This is a genomic window from Pantoea sp. CTOTU46764 (assembly GCF_031974595.1).
In the GTDB taxonomy this organism is placed as follows: domain Bacteria; phylum Pseudomonadota; class Gammaproteobacteria; order Enterobacterales; family Enterobacteriaceae; genus Pantoea; species Pantoea trifolii.
Genome location: NZ_DALYOQ010000018.1, coordinates 19,032 through 33,866, shown reverse-complemented (window position 1 = coordinate 33,866; position 14,835 = coordinate 19,032). Strand labels below are relative to the sequence as shown.

Here is a 14,835-nt window from a genome sequence, read left to right as displayed (position 1 = left end):
GCTGCTGCCTGCGACCTCGGTTGAGGATGCGCGCATTCTGGCTGAACGTGTGCGTGTCAGCATTGCGGAAAACTGGATCGATCAGGTCGGCAATGTCACGCTGTCGGTGGGCATTGCCGACTGGCAGCCGGAAAGTGGTACGCAGGAGCAGAGTCTTAAACAGGCCGATGCCGCGCTCTATCAGGCGAAAAATGCCGGACGTAACTGCGTGATGATCTCCGGTCAGGATGCGTTGGTCAGTAGCATTACGCATTAATCCCCTCAATCAAATTATCAATCGGTCGCCATGAATGGCGACCCTACGTTCAACTGGAAGTAAAAATGCTCGTTCTGCTTTATCAATGGTACAAACGCCGCTTCAGCGATCCGCAGGCTATCGGGCTGCTAGTGATTCTGCTGGCGGCGTTTTGCATTCTGTTCTTCCTCAGCGGTTTGCTGGCTCCGCTGTTAGTGGCGTTAGTGCTGGCTTATCTGCTGGAGTGGCCAACGGTGCGCTTGCAGCGCGTCGGCTGCAGCCGAACCTGGGCGACCAGCGCGGTGCTGGTGGTGTTTGCCGGTATCTTGCTGGTGATGGTGCTGATTGTCGCGCCGGTGGCGTGGCAACAGGGCATCAACCTGACGCGCGACCTGCCCAACATGCTGAATAAGCTCTATGTGTTTGCTGCTGAGCTGCCGAAGCGTTATCCGGCGCTGGTCGATGCCGGCATCATCGATATCATCGTCGAAAACTTACGTAGCCGTCTTACCGGCCTCGGCGAATCGCTGGTGAAGTATTCGCTAGCATCGCTGGTGGGTTTGATGACGCTGATGATCTATCTGGTGCTGGTGCCGCTGATGGTGTTCTTCCTGCTAAAAGATAAAGAGCAGATGCTGAATGCGGTACGTCGCGTGCTGCCGCGCAATCGCGGTTTGGCGGGCGTGGTGTGGCAAGAGATGAATCAGCAGATCACCAATTACATTCGCGGCAAAGTGCTGGAGATGGTGGCGGTGGGCTTTGTCACCTGGCTGGCGTTCCTGCTGCTGGGCCTCAACTATTCGTTGCTGCTGGCGGTGTTGGTGGGTATTTCGGTGCTGATTCCTTATATCGGCGCAATGGTGGTGACCATTCCGGTGATTGGCGTTGGGCTGTTCCAGTGGGGATTGGGCAGCGATTTCTGGACCATGATCGCCATTTATCTGGTGATTCAGGCGCTAGATGGTAACGTGCTGGTACCGATTTTGTTCTCGGAAGCGGTCAATCTGCATCCGTTGGTGATCATTTTGTCGGTGGTGATTTTCGGCGGGATGTGGGGATTCTGGGGCGTGTTCTTTGCAATTCCGCTGGCGACGCTGGTGAAAGCGGTGGTGCGTGCGTGGCCAGAAACCCCGGCGCTCGAGGAGCCGCGCACCGAATAAAAGAAAACGGGTGCGACCTGCGCACCCGTTTACATCAGGCTGATTTCAGATAATCCAGCACAATGTCGTGATGGTTGGAGGTTTTGAAATCGTCGAACACTTTCTCAACTTTGCCGTTGGCATCAATCAGGAAGCTGATGCGGTGAATGCCGTCATAGGTTTTGCCCATAAAGGTTTTTTCACCCCAAACGCCAAACTGCTCGCATACCTGATGATCTTCATCCGATAACAGCGTGAAGTTCAGCAGCTCTTTATCGGCAAAGCGCGACAGTTTCTCGGGCTTATCGGTGCTGATACCCAAAATCTCAACGCTAATCTTTTTCAACTCATCCATGTTGTCGCGCAGTCCGCAAGCCTGCACGGTGCAACCCGGCGTCATGGCTTTTGGATAGAAATAGACCAGAACGCGCTGTCCCTGGAAGTCGGCCAAATTTACTTGTTCGCCGTCCTGATCGGGCAAGCTAAATTTCGGTGCGGTATCACCGGCTTTCAGTGGATTCATCACAACTCTCCATTTTTTCTACATGCTGTGGGTAATACACCATCAAGAGCAAAAGTGCCAGGTGGTGTTTACCGTCAGGGTTATTTCACAACACGGTTTGCCGCAGCGGCAGAGTGTGTGGCGAAATAACCCGGAGCCTGATTAAACGGTGCTGTCAGCATCGTCGGTCACACTATAAAGACGAATTGAGCCTTGTGCATGCAGTTCTTCGCACAGCTGATTGAAAGCCTGCTCGATGGGCGCACTGAACTGATTGGCCGGGCTGTGTGCCGTCATTTGAATATAGAGCGTGGGCGCAACGTCGTCCTGAGCGGGTTGAATCCGCGAGACCAGTTCGGCGATGTTCATTTGATGTTTATCGAACAAATCAGTAAAGCGTTCAATGATGTGCGGTGAATCCGGCACTTCAACCTGCACCCATACGGTGGCGGGCATCGGAGGCGTGACGCGTGCATTGGTGCGCTTCATCACAATCAGCAGTTCCAGCTCGGCCCCTTTCATCGGCAGCGTCGACTCAATCAGGGTAATCGCATTCCAGCTACCGGAGAGCAGCATGATAAAGGTGAACTCATCGCCCAGCATCGCCAAACGGCTGTCTTCGATATTACAGCCGCAGCTGCTGACGTGGCGGGGGATGGTATTGACGATACCCGGACGGTCAACGCCCAGTGCGGTGATCACCAGATGGTGAGGCTGTGACTGCGACAAAATGGCATTTCCTGTACGTTCGCTAATAACTATAAGGTAAACATAAAAAAAACTGCTGACAAGCGCGGGAATGGCGTGGCTCGCTTGCTTTTCTTTCAATGTAAAACGTAACATGAGGCACTTGTTTGTCGAGGGGATAGCCCATGTTCACCGGAAGTATTGTTGCGCTCATTACGCCAATGAATGAAAAAGGTAATGTCTGCCGCGAGAGTTTGAAAAAACTGATTGATTATCATGTTGCCAGCGGCACCGCGGCGATTGTTTCTGTTGGCACCACCGGCGAATCTGCCACGCTCAGCCATGACGAGCACGGTGATGTGGTTATGCAAACGCTGGAACTGGCGGATGGCCGTATTCCGGTTATCGCTGGCACCGGCGCAAATGCCACTGCTGAAGGCATCTCTCTGACCAAACGCTTTACCGGCAGCGGTGTCGTGGGCTGTTTGACGGTCACGCCTTATTACAACCGTCCGACGCAGGAAGGCCTGTTCCAGCACTTTAAAGCCATTGCGGAAAGTACCGATCTGCCGCAGATGCTGTATAACGTTCCTTCGCGTACCGGTTGCGACATGCTGCCGGAAACCGTTGCGCGCTTAGCCGAAATTAAAAATATTATCGGAATCAAAGAAGCCACCGGGAACTTATCGCGTATCTCACAGATCCAAGAGCTGGTTAATGATGAGTTCATCATCGTCAGCGGCGATGACGCGACGGCGCTGGACTCCATGCAACTGGGCGGCAAAGGCGTAATTTCGGTCACGGCTAACATTGCAGCGCGTGAAATGGTTGAACTCTGCGCCTTGGCGCAACAGGGCAAATTTGCCGAAGCGCGTCGCCTGAATCAGCGTCTGATGCATCTGCACCAGACGCTTTTCTGTGAACCCAATCCAATCCCGGTGAAATGGGCAGCAAAACAGCTAGGATTAATCGCGGATGACACGCTGCGTTTGCCAATGACGCCACTGACCGAAGCCGGTCAGGCGAAAACGGCGCAAGCGCTGATAAAAGCGGGTCTGCGATAATTTAGGGAGAATCAATGAGTTATTCAGTTAAGCGCTCGACGCTGGCAACGGTAGTGGGCCTTTCCACCCTGATGCTGCTAACAGCGTGTTCCAACGATCAGCGTTATAAGCGCCAGGTCAGCGGTGATGAATCTTACCTGCAGGCGCCTGAGCTGCACGATTTAAAAGCCCCCGCGGGCATGATTCTGCCGTTGCAGAATGGTGATTACGATGTTCCGCATAGCGTGGCGAAAGGCGCGGTTGGCAAAGAGCTGGATATTCGTCCGCCCGCTCAGCCGCTGGCGCTGCTGAATGGCACGCGTGCACAGTTCACCGGTAATACCGGCGTGCTGGCAGTCGAAAGCAGCCGTGGTTCGATCTGGTCGCAAGTGGTTGGTGTGGTTCAGTCGTACAAGTTCCCGATCGCGCAACGTGATGATGCTGGCCAACAGCTGACTACCGATTGGGTGCAGTGGAACCGTGCTGATGAAGATAACCAGTATCGCGGTCGCTATCAGATCAGCGTACAGAATCAGAGCTATCAGCAAGTGCTGACCGTTCGTCTGCTGGAACTGCAGCAGTCTGGTCAGGCGGTGACGTCTCCGGCACAGATTCAACGCTATACCGGCCAGATGTTGAACGACATCAGCACCGGTTTGGATAAAGTGGATTCTGCCAGCCAGGATGCGGCGGCCAACCGTGCTACCGGACAGATTGATGTGCAGAGCGGCGCGGATGACACCGGTTTACCGCTGTTGATTCTGCGTGCACCGTTTAACGTCACCTGGCAGCGTTTGCCAGCGGCGCTGAAACGCGTTGGCATGGAAATCACCGATGACAACCGTTCGCAGGGCAGCCTGAAAGTGACCTACAAACAGCCGGGCAGCGGCGTGTGGGATCAGATTGGCGCCAAAGATCCAGAGCTACCAAACGGCGATTACAAATTGCAGGTTGGCGATCTGGATAACCGCAGCAGTCTGCAGTTCATCGATCCGAAAGGTCACGTGCTAACCCAGGCGCAGAACGACGCGCTGGTGCAGGTGATTCAAGGCGCGCTGAAATAAATTGCCAAAGGGCCGGAGATTCTCCGGCCTTTTTGTTTTGGATTTGGCATAATAGCGCCCGGCGAAGTAAACGATTGCGTCACGCAATCGGCGCGCGGTGAAACACCGCTGAACACGGGTTCTTTCATGTTTGGAGTTAACAAGATGCAAAAGCGAGCTGAGTTGTATCGCGGTAAAGCGAAAACCGTATACAGCACCGATAATCCGGATCTGCTGGTACTTGAATTCCGCAACGATACGTCAGCAGGAGACGGTGCACGAATCGAGCAGTTTGATCGCAAAGGCATGGTAAACAACAAGTTTAACCATTTCATCATGACCAAATTGCAGGAAGCGGGCATTCCGACCCAGATGGAAGCGCTGCTGTCGGATAACGAAGCGCTGGTGAAAAAGCTGGAGATGGTGCCCGTGGAGTGCGTGGTACGCAACCGTGCGGCAGGATCGCTGGTAAAACGTCTGGGCGTGGAAGAGGGCATTGTGCTCAATCCACCGCTGTTTGATCTCTTCCTGAAAGATGACGCCAAACACGACCCGATGGTCAACGAATCCTACTGCGAAACTTTCGGCTGGGTGAGCAAAGCGAATCTGGCACGCATGCAAGAGCTGACCTTCAAAGCTAACGAAGTGCTGAGCAAACTGTTTGATGACGCAGGTTTGATCCTGGTCGACTTCAAGCTGGAGTTTGGTTTGTTCAACGGCGAAGTGGTGCTGGGCGATGAGTTCTCGCCAGATGGCGCACGTCTGTGGGACAAAAACACCATGGACAAAATGGACAAAGACCGTTTCCGTCAGAGCCTCGGCGGCCTGGTTGAAGCGTACGAAGAAGTTGCACACCGTTTAGGTGTCAAGCTGGACTAAGTTCGTCCACCACTCCCGTAGGGTCGTCATTTATGACGACCTTTTTTATGCCCGCAATATAGCGTGTTCAGGTCGGCATGAATGCCGACCCTACGGTGTTCTGCAACGACAACACTGGTGCTTCCTGCTGCCGCCAACTAAAATCATGCCAAACATGTTTAAAGGAGTTAGACCATGCGCTGGCAAGGGCGTCGTGAGAGCGACAACGTAGAAGATCGACGCAATGATTCACCTGGCCTTAGCGGCGGCGGTGGACGACAAATCCGCATTCCACGCGGCAAAGGCGGCCTTATCTTGCTGGTGGTAGTCGCCGTTGCCGGCTATTACGGCTACGACCTCACCGCGCTATTGGAAGGTGGCGGCGGTAATGTCGCGCCCACTTCGCAGCAGCGGCAGGTGAACAGCGCGCAGAGCAACGAAGATGCAAAATTCACCTCGGTAATTCTGGCCACCACCGAAGATACCTGGAGCAAGCTGTTCCAGCAGATGAACAAACAGTACGTGCCGCCGAAGCTGGTGATGTATCGCGGGGCGACGCGCACCAACTGCGGTACCGGCCAATCGGCGATGGGGCCGTTTTATTGTCCTGCCGACCAAACTGTTTATATCGATTTGTCATTCTACGATGATATGAAAAACAAACTCGGTGCCGGTGGCGACTTTGCGCAAGGCTATGTGATTGCGCATGAAGTCGGCCATCACGTACAAAAGCTGCTGGGCATTGAGCCTAAAGTGCGTCAGATGCAGCAGGGCGCGAGCCAGGCGCAGGCGAACCAACTGTCGGTGAAAATGGAGCTGCAGGCGGACTGCTTTGCCGGCGTTTGGGGCCATTACATGCAGCAGCAAAACATTCTGGAAGTGGGCGATCTGCAGGAAGCGCTTAATGCCGCTGAAGCGATTGGTGACGATCGTCTGCAGCAGAAAGGTCAGGGCCGCGTGGTACCGGACAGCTTCACGCACGGCACCTCTCAGCAGCGTTATACCTGGCTGAAACGCGGTTTCGATAGCGGCGATCCTGGCCAGTGCAACACCTTCGCTAGCAAGTGATCCCCTTGATTGAACAAACGGCGGCGATGCAGCGTGCAGGCATTCGCCGCCTTTGCGTTATAGCGGGTGATGCTGAGTGGGCGCAGCAGCAGGGCATAAATTGGCACACCGCGCTGCCCGGCGACTGGCTGACGGTGAGCGACAGCGCTGATTTCCCGCAGGCCGTCGCGCCCGGAGCTTTACGTACCTTACTGGGCCGTGAATTCCAGCACGCAATATTCGATGCGCGCAGCGGTTTTCACGCCGAAGCTTTTGCCGCGTTGGCCGGAACCTTACGCGCGGGCAGCTGGTTACTGCTGTTAACACCTGCCTGGGAAAGCTGGTCCAATCAAACCGATGCCGACAGCCTGCGCTGGGGGGATGTCGCCGAGCCGATCGCTGCGCCGCACTTTATCCGCCATCTGCAATTCCTCATACTCAAAGATGCTCAGGTGATGTTGCAACGTCAGCATCAAGCGGTGCGTTATCCCGTGGAAACGCATCTGCCCGACTGGCGCTGTCAGGCGCCGCAGCAGCAGGCGCAAATCCTCGAACAGCTTGAAGCGATGCCGCATGGCGTTGCGGTGATCACCGCCGCGCGTGGTCGAGGAAAATCCGCGTTGGCCGGCATGCTGGCGCAGCGCAATCAACACTGTTTAGTCACGGCGCCAGCCAAAGTCTCCACGGCGGTGCTGGCAGAGTTTGCCGGTGAGTATTTCAGTTTCATGGCGCCTGATGCCATCCTCGCGCAGGAAAATCCGCCTCAGGCGCAGTGGCTGATTGTCGATGAAGCTGCCGCCATTCCCGCGCCGATCCTGCAGCAACTGGTGCAACGTTTCCCGCGCGTGCTGCTTATTACCACCGTGCAAGGTTACGAAGGCACCGGACGCGGCTTTATGCTGCGCTTCTGCGCCACCTTGCCGGATGTGCGCTATTTCCAGCTCGACGAGCCGTTGCGCTGGTCGCCAAACGATCCGCTGGAACAGTGGCTCAGCCAGGCATTGCTGTTTGAAGATGCGCAGGAGAGCAATGTAAGCGGTGAGATCGCGATTTATCCCGCCACACCAGAACACAATCTCCAGGCGCTTGAGGCGGGATATCGCCTGCTTGCCAGCGCGCACTATCGCACTTCGCCACTGGATTTGCGGCGCATGCTGGATGCGCCCGGCATGCGCTTTTGGTTGGCAGGTGAAGCCGATCAGGTAACTGGCGCGCTGTGGCTGGTGGAAGAGGGCGGATTAGATCAGCCATTGGCCGATGCGGTGTGGGCCGGTTATCGCCGGCCGCGCGGCAATCTGGTGGCGCAATCGCTGGCGGCCCATGCCGGTTTCGCGCAGGCGGCGACGCTGCGCTCACAGCGCATTAGCCGAATCGCGGTGCAGGCGTCACAACGTCAGCGTGGGATTGGCAAAACATTGGTGGCCACCGCACGTCAGCAGGCGCAGGGCTGTGATTATCTCTCCGTGAGTTTCGGCTACACCGAATCCTTGTGGCACTTCTGGCGCGCCTGCGGTTTTACGCTGGTGCGTATTGGCTCGCAGCGCGAAGCCAGCAGCGGCTGCTATGCCGCGATGGCGATGCTGGCAACATCTGCGGCAGGTGAAGTTCTACAACAGCAGGCAGCGCAGCGCCTGGCGCGGGATTGGCCGTGGCTGCGAGATATCATCGAACTGCCTCTAACGCTGGCAAGCGATGCCAGCCAGCAGCTCAACGACGATGACTGCACGTTGCTGGCCGGTTTTGCCTGGGCGCAGCGTCCGTTCGAAGCCAGTTACGCGGCGCTACAGCGACTGGTGCGCCAGTCTCCTTCACCGCTGTTGAATGCCATCCTGCTGCAAAAACAGACGCTAACCCAAGCCGCGCAACGTGCCGGTCTCAGCGGGCGTAAAGCCTTGATTAACCAGCTGCGATCGGAAGCGGCCGCAGCACTGATTCACCTCAATCCCGATGCCGCGCAGCGGCTGCGTTCATTGCAATAAATCCATTATCTCGTTCAAATTTTCCCGATATCTCTGCGCGTGTAGCGGCGTATAGTGATGTGAGGAGGATCTTATGGCACTACGATATGTAATTGTTCAGCAACCCAGCAGTGCAGCACAGCTGTTCCTGCTGTATCACGGCATCAACGACAACCCGGATTCAATGGCGCAGATTGGCAGCTGGTTCGCGAAGGCGTTCCCGCAGGCGCTGGTGGTGTCGGTCGGCGCACCTTACGCGGGCAGCATGCCGCAAGGACGTCAGTGGTTTGCCGATATTCCGCCACACGATCGTTCGGAACAGCAGGGCGTGGATGCGATCATGCCTGAATTCGTGGGATCGGTGCGTCACTGGCAGCAGGAGAGCGGCGTGCGTGCCGAAGCAACGGCGCTGGTGGGTTTTTCACAGGGCGGCATCATGGTGCTGGAAGGCATAAAAGCGCAGCCGGATTTAGCCGGACGCGCGATTGTCTTCAGCGGTCGCTATGCCACGCTGCCGCTGCGGGCCAGCACGCGCAACACCATTCATCTGATTCACGGTGATTACGACGAACAGGTCCCGCTGCAACGGGCCGAAGAGGCGAAGCAACGTCTGATGTCCTTGGGCGGCGATGTCACGCTGGATGTGGTGGAAGATTTACCGCACGCGATTAACGATCGCAGCATGGAGCTGGCGCTAAATCATTTGCGTTATACCGTACCGCGTCGTTACTTCGATGAGGCGCTAAGTGGTGCCAGGCCGGGCGATGATGATGTGGTGATGATGATGTAGCAGAAAGCGTAACGGCGCGATTTTCGCGCCGTTAGCGATATGGAGGTTATTTCTTTTTCGGCCAGTCGTCTTCGTCATCCCATTTATCGTTGAAATCACGATGCGGCGGTAACGTCGGTTTGTTATCCATGAATTTTTTATGATCGATACGTTTTAGGTCTTTGTAAACGTTCATCAAAATACCAACCATCAGCAGGATCACCAGGATCCACCAGTACTCTTTAAAGAATTCCATCCCCTTTCTCCTTCTGCGCGCTTAGGCGATCAGCTGTTCCATGATGCGCTGATACATACGGCTCAGCATCTGCAAATCTGACGCTTTCACGCACTCATTGATCTTATGAATGGTGGCGTTCACCGGGCCCAGTTCCACCACCTGCGCACCCATGCGCGCGATAAAGCGCCCATCGGAGGTGCCGCCGGTCGTCAGTAACTGCGGCTTAATCTCATTATAGTGCGCCACGGCGTTTACCACGGCATTAACCAGCTTGCCGCGTGACGTCAGGAACGGCTGACCGGAAACATTCCACTCCAACGTGTAGCGCAGCTGATGGCGATTGAGCAGCTCCGCCACGCGATCTTTGATCATCTGATCGGTCAATTGGGTGCTGAAACGGAAGTTGAACTGCACAAAGAATTCGCCAGGAATTACGTTATTGCTGCCGGTGCCGGCCTGCACGTTGGCGATCTGCATGCTGGTCGGCGGGAAAAATTCATTGCCTTCATCCCACACGGTTTCCACCAGCTCATTCAGCGCCGGCATGGCGCGATGCACCGGATTATCCGCCAGATGCGGATAGGCCACGTGGCCCTGCACGCCGTGAATGGTGAGATTCGCAGTCATCGAGCCGCGTCGGCCATTCTTCACCACGTCACCCACGATCTCGGTGCTCGACGGTTCGCCGACCAGGCAATAATCCATGCGTTCGTTGCGCGCCATCAGGCGTTCAACCACTTTCACCGTACCGTTAACCGCGCTGGCTTCTTCATCGGAGGTAATCAGAAACGCCAGACGACCTTTATGCTGCGGATTAGTGGCAACTAAGCGTTCCGCTGCCACCACCATCGCTGCCAGCGAGCCTTTCATATCTGCCGCGCCACGACCAAACAGCATGCCATCGCGGATGCTCGGTTCAAACGGCGGGCTGATCCAGCGGTTGGCATCGCCCGGCGGCACCACATCGGTATGACCGGCAAACGCCAGCGTTTCGCCCTGGCCGCGCGTCGCCCAAAAGTTCAGCGTATCGCCAATGTGCATCGGCTCAACGCTGAAGCCGATGGCTTCCAGACGCGCAATCAGCAGCGCCTGACAACCGGCATCATCCGGGCTGAGAGACGGGCGACGGATAAGCTGCTGAGCCAGCTCAATAACCGGACAGAACATGTTATGACTTCTCCTGGATAAAGGCGGAATAAAGGGAATCGTTGAAGCCGACCAGCAGATCGCCATTCGGAGCGGCTAACACCGGACGCTTGATGATGGCAGGTTGCGCCAGCATCACCGCTTTGGCGCTGGCGGCATCGTTTACCGCATCGCGTTCGGCTTCCGGCAGCTTGCGCCACGTGGTACCGCGCGTGTTGAGCAGCGCCTCATAACCGAGCTGATCGATAAACGATTGCAGCAACGCGTCATCAATGCCATCCACGCGATAGTCATGAAAACAGTAGTCGATACCGGAAGACGCTAAATAGTTGCGTGCTTTTTTAATCGTGTCGCAATTTTTAATTCCGTACATCACCCACTGCGCTGTCATCGCTTATTCCCGTTTAGTAAAAAATAAAGCGCGAGTTTACCACAGCGCTCTAAGGGCTGTGAGCGCTGACGGCGAAAGCCTGCCTGATTCAGGTATTTTTCATGACCCTTTTGCCGTTATAAAACTTATTACTTAGGGCCAGGAAGCGCTTTCACTTACGCACTCAATAATTGCCTGCGACATCATTAAGCCACTAAGGATTATCCTAATCGCCATTTTCTGCTATGCGATTTAAGTCAGGCATTTTTCCTGACGCATTATAGAGTTGCTGAAATGTGCGTCAGTACGCAATTTCTGCAGATTGAAGATTTTCGACGCTTTTGCCGATAGTGATAACAGGTGGAAACGTATTCACCTGTAGAAAAAAACGGCGTAGAATTGCCGCTACAATAAGAGAGGATTTTTATGGTCGACACCGAAATGGGAAACTGGAAAGAATTCATCGAAGCGATGTTACGCAACAAGTAACGCGTGAAGACAAAAGCAGGGCATTTCCCAACTTGCTGTAATTCTTACCACACACAACAATAAAGCCGCCATGACGTTCATGGCGGCTTTTTTTGTAGGGGCGCCATTCATGGCGACCGAAGAAATACACGCAGCGGAATGGCGTGTTTAATCGTGCGGCTTCTCTTTCAGCGGGAAGCGGCGGCGCACCACCACAAAGAACAACGGCACAAAGAAAATCGCCAGCACGGTAGCGGAAATCATCCCGCCCATTACGCCGGTACCTACCGCGTGCTGGCTGCCGGAACCCGCACCGCTGCTGATCGCCATCGGCAGCACGCCGAAGATAAACGCCAGAGAAGTCATCAGGATCGGGCGCAGGCGCTGACGTGACGCTTCCAGCGTCGACTCCATCAGTTCGCGCCCTTTGCTGTTGATCTCATTGGCGAACTCGACAATCAAAATGGCATTCTTCGCCGACAAGCCGATCACCGTAAGCAAGCCCACCTGGAAATAGACATCGTTCTCCAGCCCGCGCATCCAGGTTGCCACCAGCGCACCCACGACGCCGAGCGGAACAACCAGCATGACCGAGAACGGAATTGACCAGCTCTCATACAGCGCCGCCAGACACAGGAACACCACCAGCAGCGAAATCGCATACAGCGCGGGCGCCTGCGAACCGGATAAGCGTTCCTGATAGGATGCGCCGGTCCACTGGAAGCCGACGCCGAGCGGCAGCTGCCCAACCAGTTTTTCCATCACGTCCATCGCTGTACCGCTACTGACGCCGTTCGCCGCTTCACCGACAATCTCCAGTGCGGAGTAACCGTTGTAACGCTCCAGACGCGGCGAACCAGTCTGCCAGTGGCTGGTGGCGAAGGCGGAGAAGGGCACCATGCCGCCGCTGCTGTTACGCACGTACCACTTATTCACATCTTCCGGCAGCATGCGGAACTCTGCCGCTGCCTGCACGTAGACTTTCTTCACGCGGCCACGATCGAGGAAGTCATTGACGTAGGTTGAACCCCATGCGGTGGTTAAGGTGTCATTAATGGTATCCAGCGAAACGCCCAGCGCCTGCGCTTTGCGCTGGTCGATATCAATCTGCAACTGCGGGCTGTCGTCGAGGCCGTTATGACGTACGCGCGACAGCGCCGGATTGCTGTCGGCCAGCTCCAGTAACTTATCGCGCATCGCCATCAACTGCGTGTGGCCGATGCCACCGTGATCCTGCAGCTCCATATCGAAGCCAGACGAACTGCCCATGCCGGTAATCGCGGGTGGACTGCTGGCGATAACGCGCGCTTCGTTGATCTTGTGGAAGGCTTTGGTTGCGCGCTCAATGATGGCGAAAGAGGTGCGATCGCTGCCCGGACGCTCTTCCCAATCTTTCAAACGAACGAACAGGCGCGCCACGTTCTGGCCGTTACCGCCGGGACCCGCACCGATGGTGGAGAACACCGAGACCACATTGTCCTTCTCCTGGGTCATGTAGTAATTCTCGACCTTCGCCACCACGTTCGAGGTTTGCTCCAGCGTTGCACCGGCAGGTAATTGCACCTGCGTCAGGAACACGCCTCGATCTTCCAGCGGCAGGAACGAGGTGGGCAGACGGATAAACAGGAACGCCATCAGGCCGATAATCGCGAGATAGAGCAGCAGCCAGCGACCGCCTTTGCGCAGAATTTTGGCGACGCCGCGCTCATAACGTTCCGCGCTGGCGTTGAAGGTGCGGTTAAACCAGCCGAAGAAGCCACGACGACCGTGATGATGACCTTGCTCCAGCGGTTTCAGCAGCGTGGAACAGAGCGCAGGCGTCAGAATCATCGCCACCAATACCGACAGCACCATCGCCGAAACGATAGTGATCGAGAACTGGCGATAGATGGCGCCGACGGTGCCGCCAAAGAACGCCATCGGCACAAACACCGCCGACAGCACCAGCGCAATACCGACCAGCGCGCCCTGAATCTGCCCCATCGATTTACGCGTGGCGGCGCGCGGCGAAAGACCTTCCTCGCTCATGATGCGCTCGACGTTTTCCACCACCACAATGGCGTCATCCACCAGCAAACCGATGGCGAGCACCATCGCAAACATCGTCAAGGTGTTGATGCTGTAACCAAAGGCGTAGAGCACCGCAAAAGTGCCGAGCAGTACCACCGGCACTGCGATGGTTGGAATCAGCGTGGCGCGGAAGTTTTGCAGGAACAGATACATCACGAGGAACACCAGCAGGATCGCTTCCAGCAGGGTTTTTACCACGTCTTTAATTGAGGCCTTAACGAACGGCGTGGTTTCGTAGGCGACTTTGGCTTCCAGCCCGTGTGGGAAGTAGTGCGAAAGCTCAGCAATGCGCGCACGCACCAGTTTGTCGGTGTTCATCTCATTGGCACCGGAAGCCAGCTTAATGCCGAGTCCCGATGCCGCCTGACCATTGTAGCGGCTGAGGAAGTCATATTTTTCCGCGCCCATCGCCACATCCGCCACATCGCCGAGCGTCACTACCGAGCCGTCGCTGTTGGTTTTCAGCGTCACCGCTTTGAACTGCTCAGGCGTTTGCAGCATCGACTGCGCATTTACCGTGGCGTTGAGCGCTTGCTTGTCCACCGACGGCAATCCGCCGACCTGACCCACCGCCACCTGCGCGTTCTGCGATTCAATCGCGCTCACAACGTCTTCGGTGGTCAGCGCGTAGGCAATCAATTTGTTGGGATCGAGCCAGATGCGCATCGCATATTGCGAGCCGTAAGCATCAACCTGGCCGACGCCATCGATACGGCTGAGCGGATCCTGAATGTTACTGGCGACATAATCTGAAATATCCTGTTTGTCCATACTTCCGTCGGTAGAGACGAAGGCAATCATCAGGATGTTGCTATCACCGGTTTTATTCACCGTCACGCCTTGTGACTGTACCGCTGCGGGCAGTTTGCGTAGCGCACTTTGCAGCTGGTTTTGTACCTGCTGACGCGCTTCATCGGGATTGGTGCCGGCGGTGAAGGTAAGGGTGATTTGGGCCTGGCCGGTGTTGCTGCTGTTGGAGGACATGTACATCAAATTATCGATGCCGGTCATGTTCTGTTCGATAACTTGCGTGACGGTGTTTTCCAGCGTTTCTGCGGATGCGCCGGGATAGTTGGCGGTGATACGCACGTTGGGCGGTGCGAGGTCGGGATATTGCTCAATCGGCAGCGAGATGATTGCCAGCGTGCCGCACAGGCAGAGCAAAATAGACAGAACCCAGGCAAAAATGGGGCGGTCGATAAAAAAATTCGACATGTAACCGACACTCCTCAACTGCGTATTTTTTACTTTTATTATGATGA

The 14,835-nt window shown here is 55.8% G+C and carries 15 protein-coding genes; 9 read left to right on the top strand and 6 right to left on the bottom strand.

The annotated features are described in order from the left end of the window. Positions 1–256: diguanylate cyclase (locus tag RTM06_RS08980; protein ID WP_312181533.1), on the top strand; the 256-nt coding region annotated here is incomplete at its 5' end. Positions 257–321: 65 nt separating this feature from the next. After that, positions 322–1,395, top strand: a complete 1,074-nt coding sequence (locus RTM06_RS08975; protein WP_293792706.1) for an AI-2E family transporter — start codon at positions 322–324, stop codon at positions 1,393–1,395. Positions 1,396–1,429: 34 nt separating this feature from the next. Here RTM06_RS08975 and bcp read toward each other — a convergent pair whose 3' ends face one another. Both bcp and RTM06_RS08965 read right to left on the bottom strand, forming a co-directional pair. Further along, on the bottom strand, positions 1,430–1,897 hold the full coding sequence (gene bcp, locus RTM06_RS08970; RefSeq protein WP_008108351.1) for a thioredoxin-dependent thiol peroxidase: 468 nt from the start codon (positions 1,895–1,897) through the stop codon (positions 1,430–1,432). Positions 1,898–2,038: 141 nt separating this feature from the next. Next, complete coding sequence (locus RTM06_RS08965; protein WP_312181530.1) at positions 2,039–2,605, bottom strand: glycine cleavage system transcriptional repressor; 567 nt, start codon at positions 2,603–2,605, stop codon at positions 2,039–2,041. Between the two features lie 143 nt (positions 2,606–2,748). On the opposite strand from RTM06_RS08965, the gene dapA reads away from it, so the two are divergent. The 6 genes from dapA (at position 2,749) to ypfH (ending at position 9,302) form a co-directional block, all read left to right on the top strand. Further along, complete coding sequence (gene dapA, locus RTM06_RS08960; protein WP_007884824.1) at positions 2,749–3,627, top strand: 4-hydroxy-tetrahydrodipicolinate synthase; 879 nt, start codon at positions 2,749–2,751, stop codon at positions 3,625–3,627. Positions 3,628–3,641: 14 nt separating this feature from the next. Continuing rightward, complete coding sequence (gene bamC / locus RTM06_RS08955) at positions 3,642–4,670, top strand: outer membrane protein assembly factor BamC (RefSeq protein ID WP_154181593.1); 1,029 nt, start codon at positions 3,642–3,644, stop codon at positions 4,668–4,670. A gap of 144 nt (positions 4,671–4,814) precedes the next feature. Then, positions 4,815–5,528, top strand: coding sequence for a phosphoribosylaminoimidazolesuccinocarboxamide synthase (gene purC / locus RTM06_RS08950; protein WP_061718438.1), 714 nt, complete (start codon positions 4,815–4,817; stop codon positions 5,526–5,528). Between the two features lie 174 nt (positions 5,529–5,702). Next, the gene (locus RTM06_RS08945) at positions 5,703–6,575 is read left to right on the top strand and encodes a neutral zinc metallopeptidase (RefSeq protein WP_312181525.1); all 873 of its coding nucleotides are present in this window, start codon (positions 5,703–5,705) and stop codon (positions 6,573–6,575) included. Between the two features lie 26 nt (positions 6,576–6,601). After that, a complete protein-coding gene (locus RTM06_RS08940) occupies positions 6,602–8,533 on the top strand; it encodes a tRNA(Met) cytidine acetyltransferase TmcA (RefSeq protein WP_312181593.1) in 1,932 nt (643 codons plus the stop codon). 73 nt (positions 8,534–8,606) lie between these two features. Continuing rightward, positions 8,607–9,302: an esterase gene (gene ypfH / locus RTM06_RS08935; RefSeq protein ID WP_256697071.1), complete on the top strand. Its 696-nt coding sequence runs from the start codon at positions 8,607–8,609 to the stop codon at positions 9,300–9,302. 46 nt (positions 9,303–9,348) lie between these two features. On the opposite strand, the gene RTM06_RS08930 is transcribed toward ypfH, so the two are convergent. Genes RTM06_RS08930 through RTM06_RS08920 form a run of 3 tightly spaced genes read right to left on the bottom strand, consistent with a single transcriptional unit; the run spans position 9,349 to position 11,056 of the window. Continuing rightward, the gene (locus RTM06_RS08930) at positions 9,349–9,537 is read right to left on the bottom strand and encodes a YpfN family protein (RefSeq protein WP_008108368.1); all 189 of its coding nucleotides are present in this window, start codon (positions 9,535–9,537) and stop codon (positions 9,349–9,351) included. Positions 9,538–9,558: 21 nt separating this feature from the next. Further along, the gene (gene dapE, locus RTM06_RS08925; RefSeq protein ID WP_312181522.1) at positions 9,559–10,686 is read right to left on the bottom strand and encodes a succinyl-diaminopimelate desuccinylase; all 1,128 of its coding nucleotides are present in this window, start codon (positions 10,684–10,686) and stop codon (positions 9,559–9,561) included. 1 nt (position 10,687) lies between these two features. Beyond that, positions 10,688–11,056 (bottom strand): ArsC family reductase, encoded by a 369-nt coding sequence (locus RTM06_RS08920; RefSeq protein WP_008108371.1) that lies wholly within the window; start codon positions 11,054–11,056, stop codon positions 10,688–10,690. Positions 11,057–11,461: 405 nt separating this feature from the next. Here RTM06_RS08920 and ypfM point away from each other — a divergent pair, with 405 nt between their 5' ends. After that, on the top strand, positions 11,462–11,524 hold the full coding sequence (ypfM, locus tag RTM06_RS22765) for a protein YpfM (protein WP_139221414.1): 63 nt from the start codon (positions 11,462–11,464) through the stop codon (positions 11,522–11,524). Positions 11,525–11,671: 147 nt separating this feature from the next. On the opposite strand, the gene acrD is transcribed toward ypfM, so the two are convergent. After that, positions 11,672–14,788 carry a multidrug efflux RND transporter permease AcrD gene (gene acrD / locus RTM06_RS08915; RefSeq protein ID WP_293792723.1) on the bottom strand — a complete coding sequence of 1,039 codons (3,117 nt, stop codon included), beginning with the start codon at positions 14,786–14,788 and terminating at the stop codon, positions 11,672–11,674. Positions 14,789–14,835: the final 47 nt, after the last annotated feature.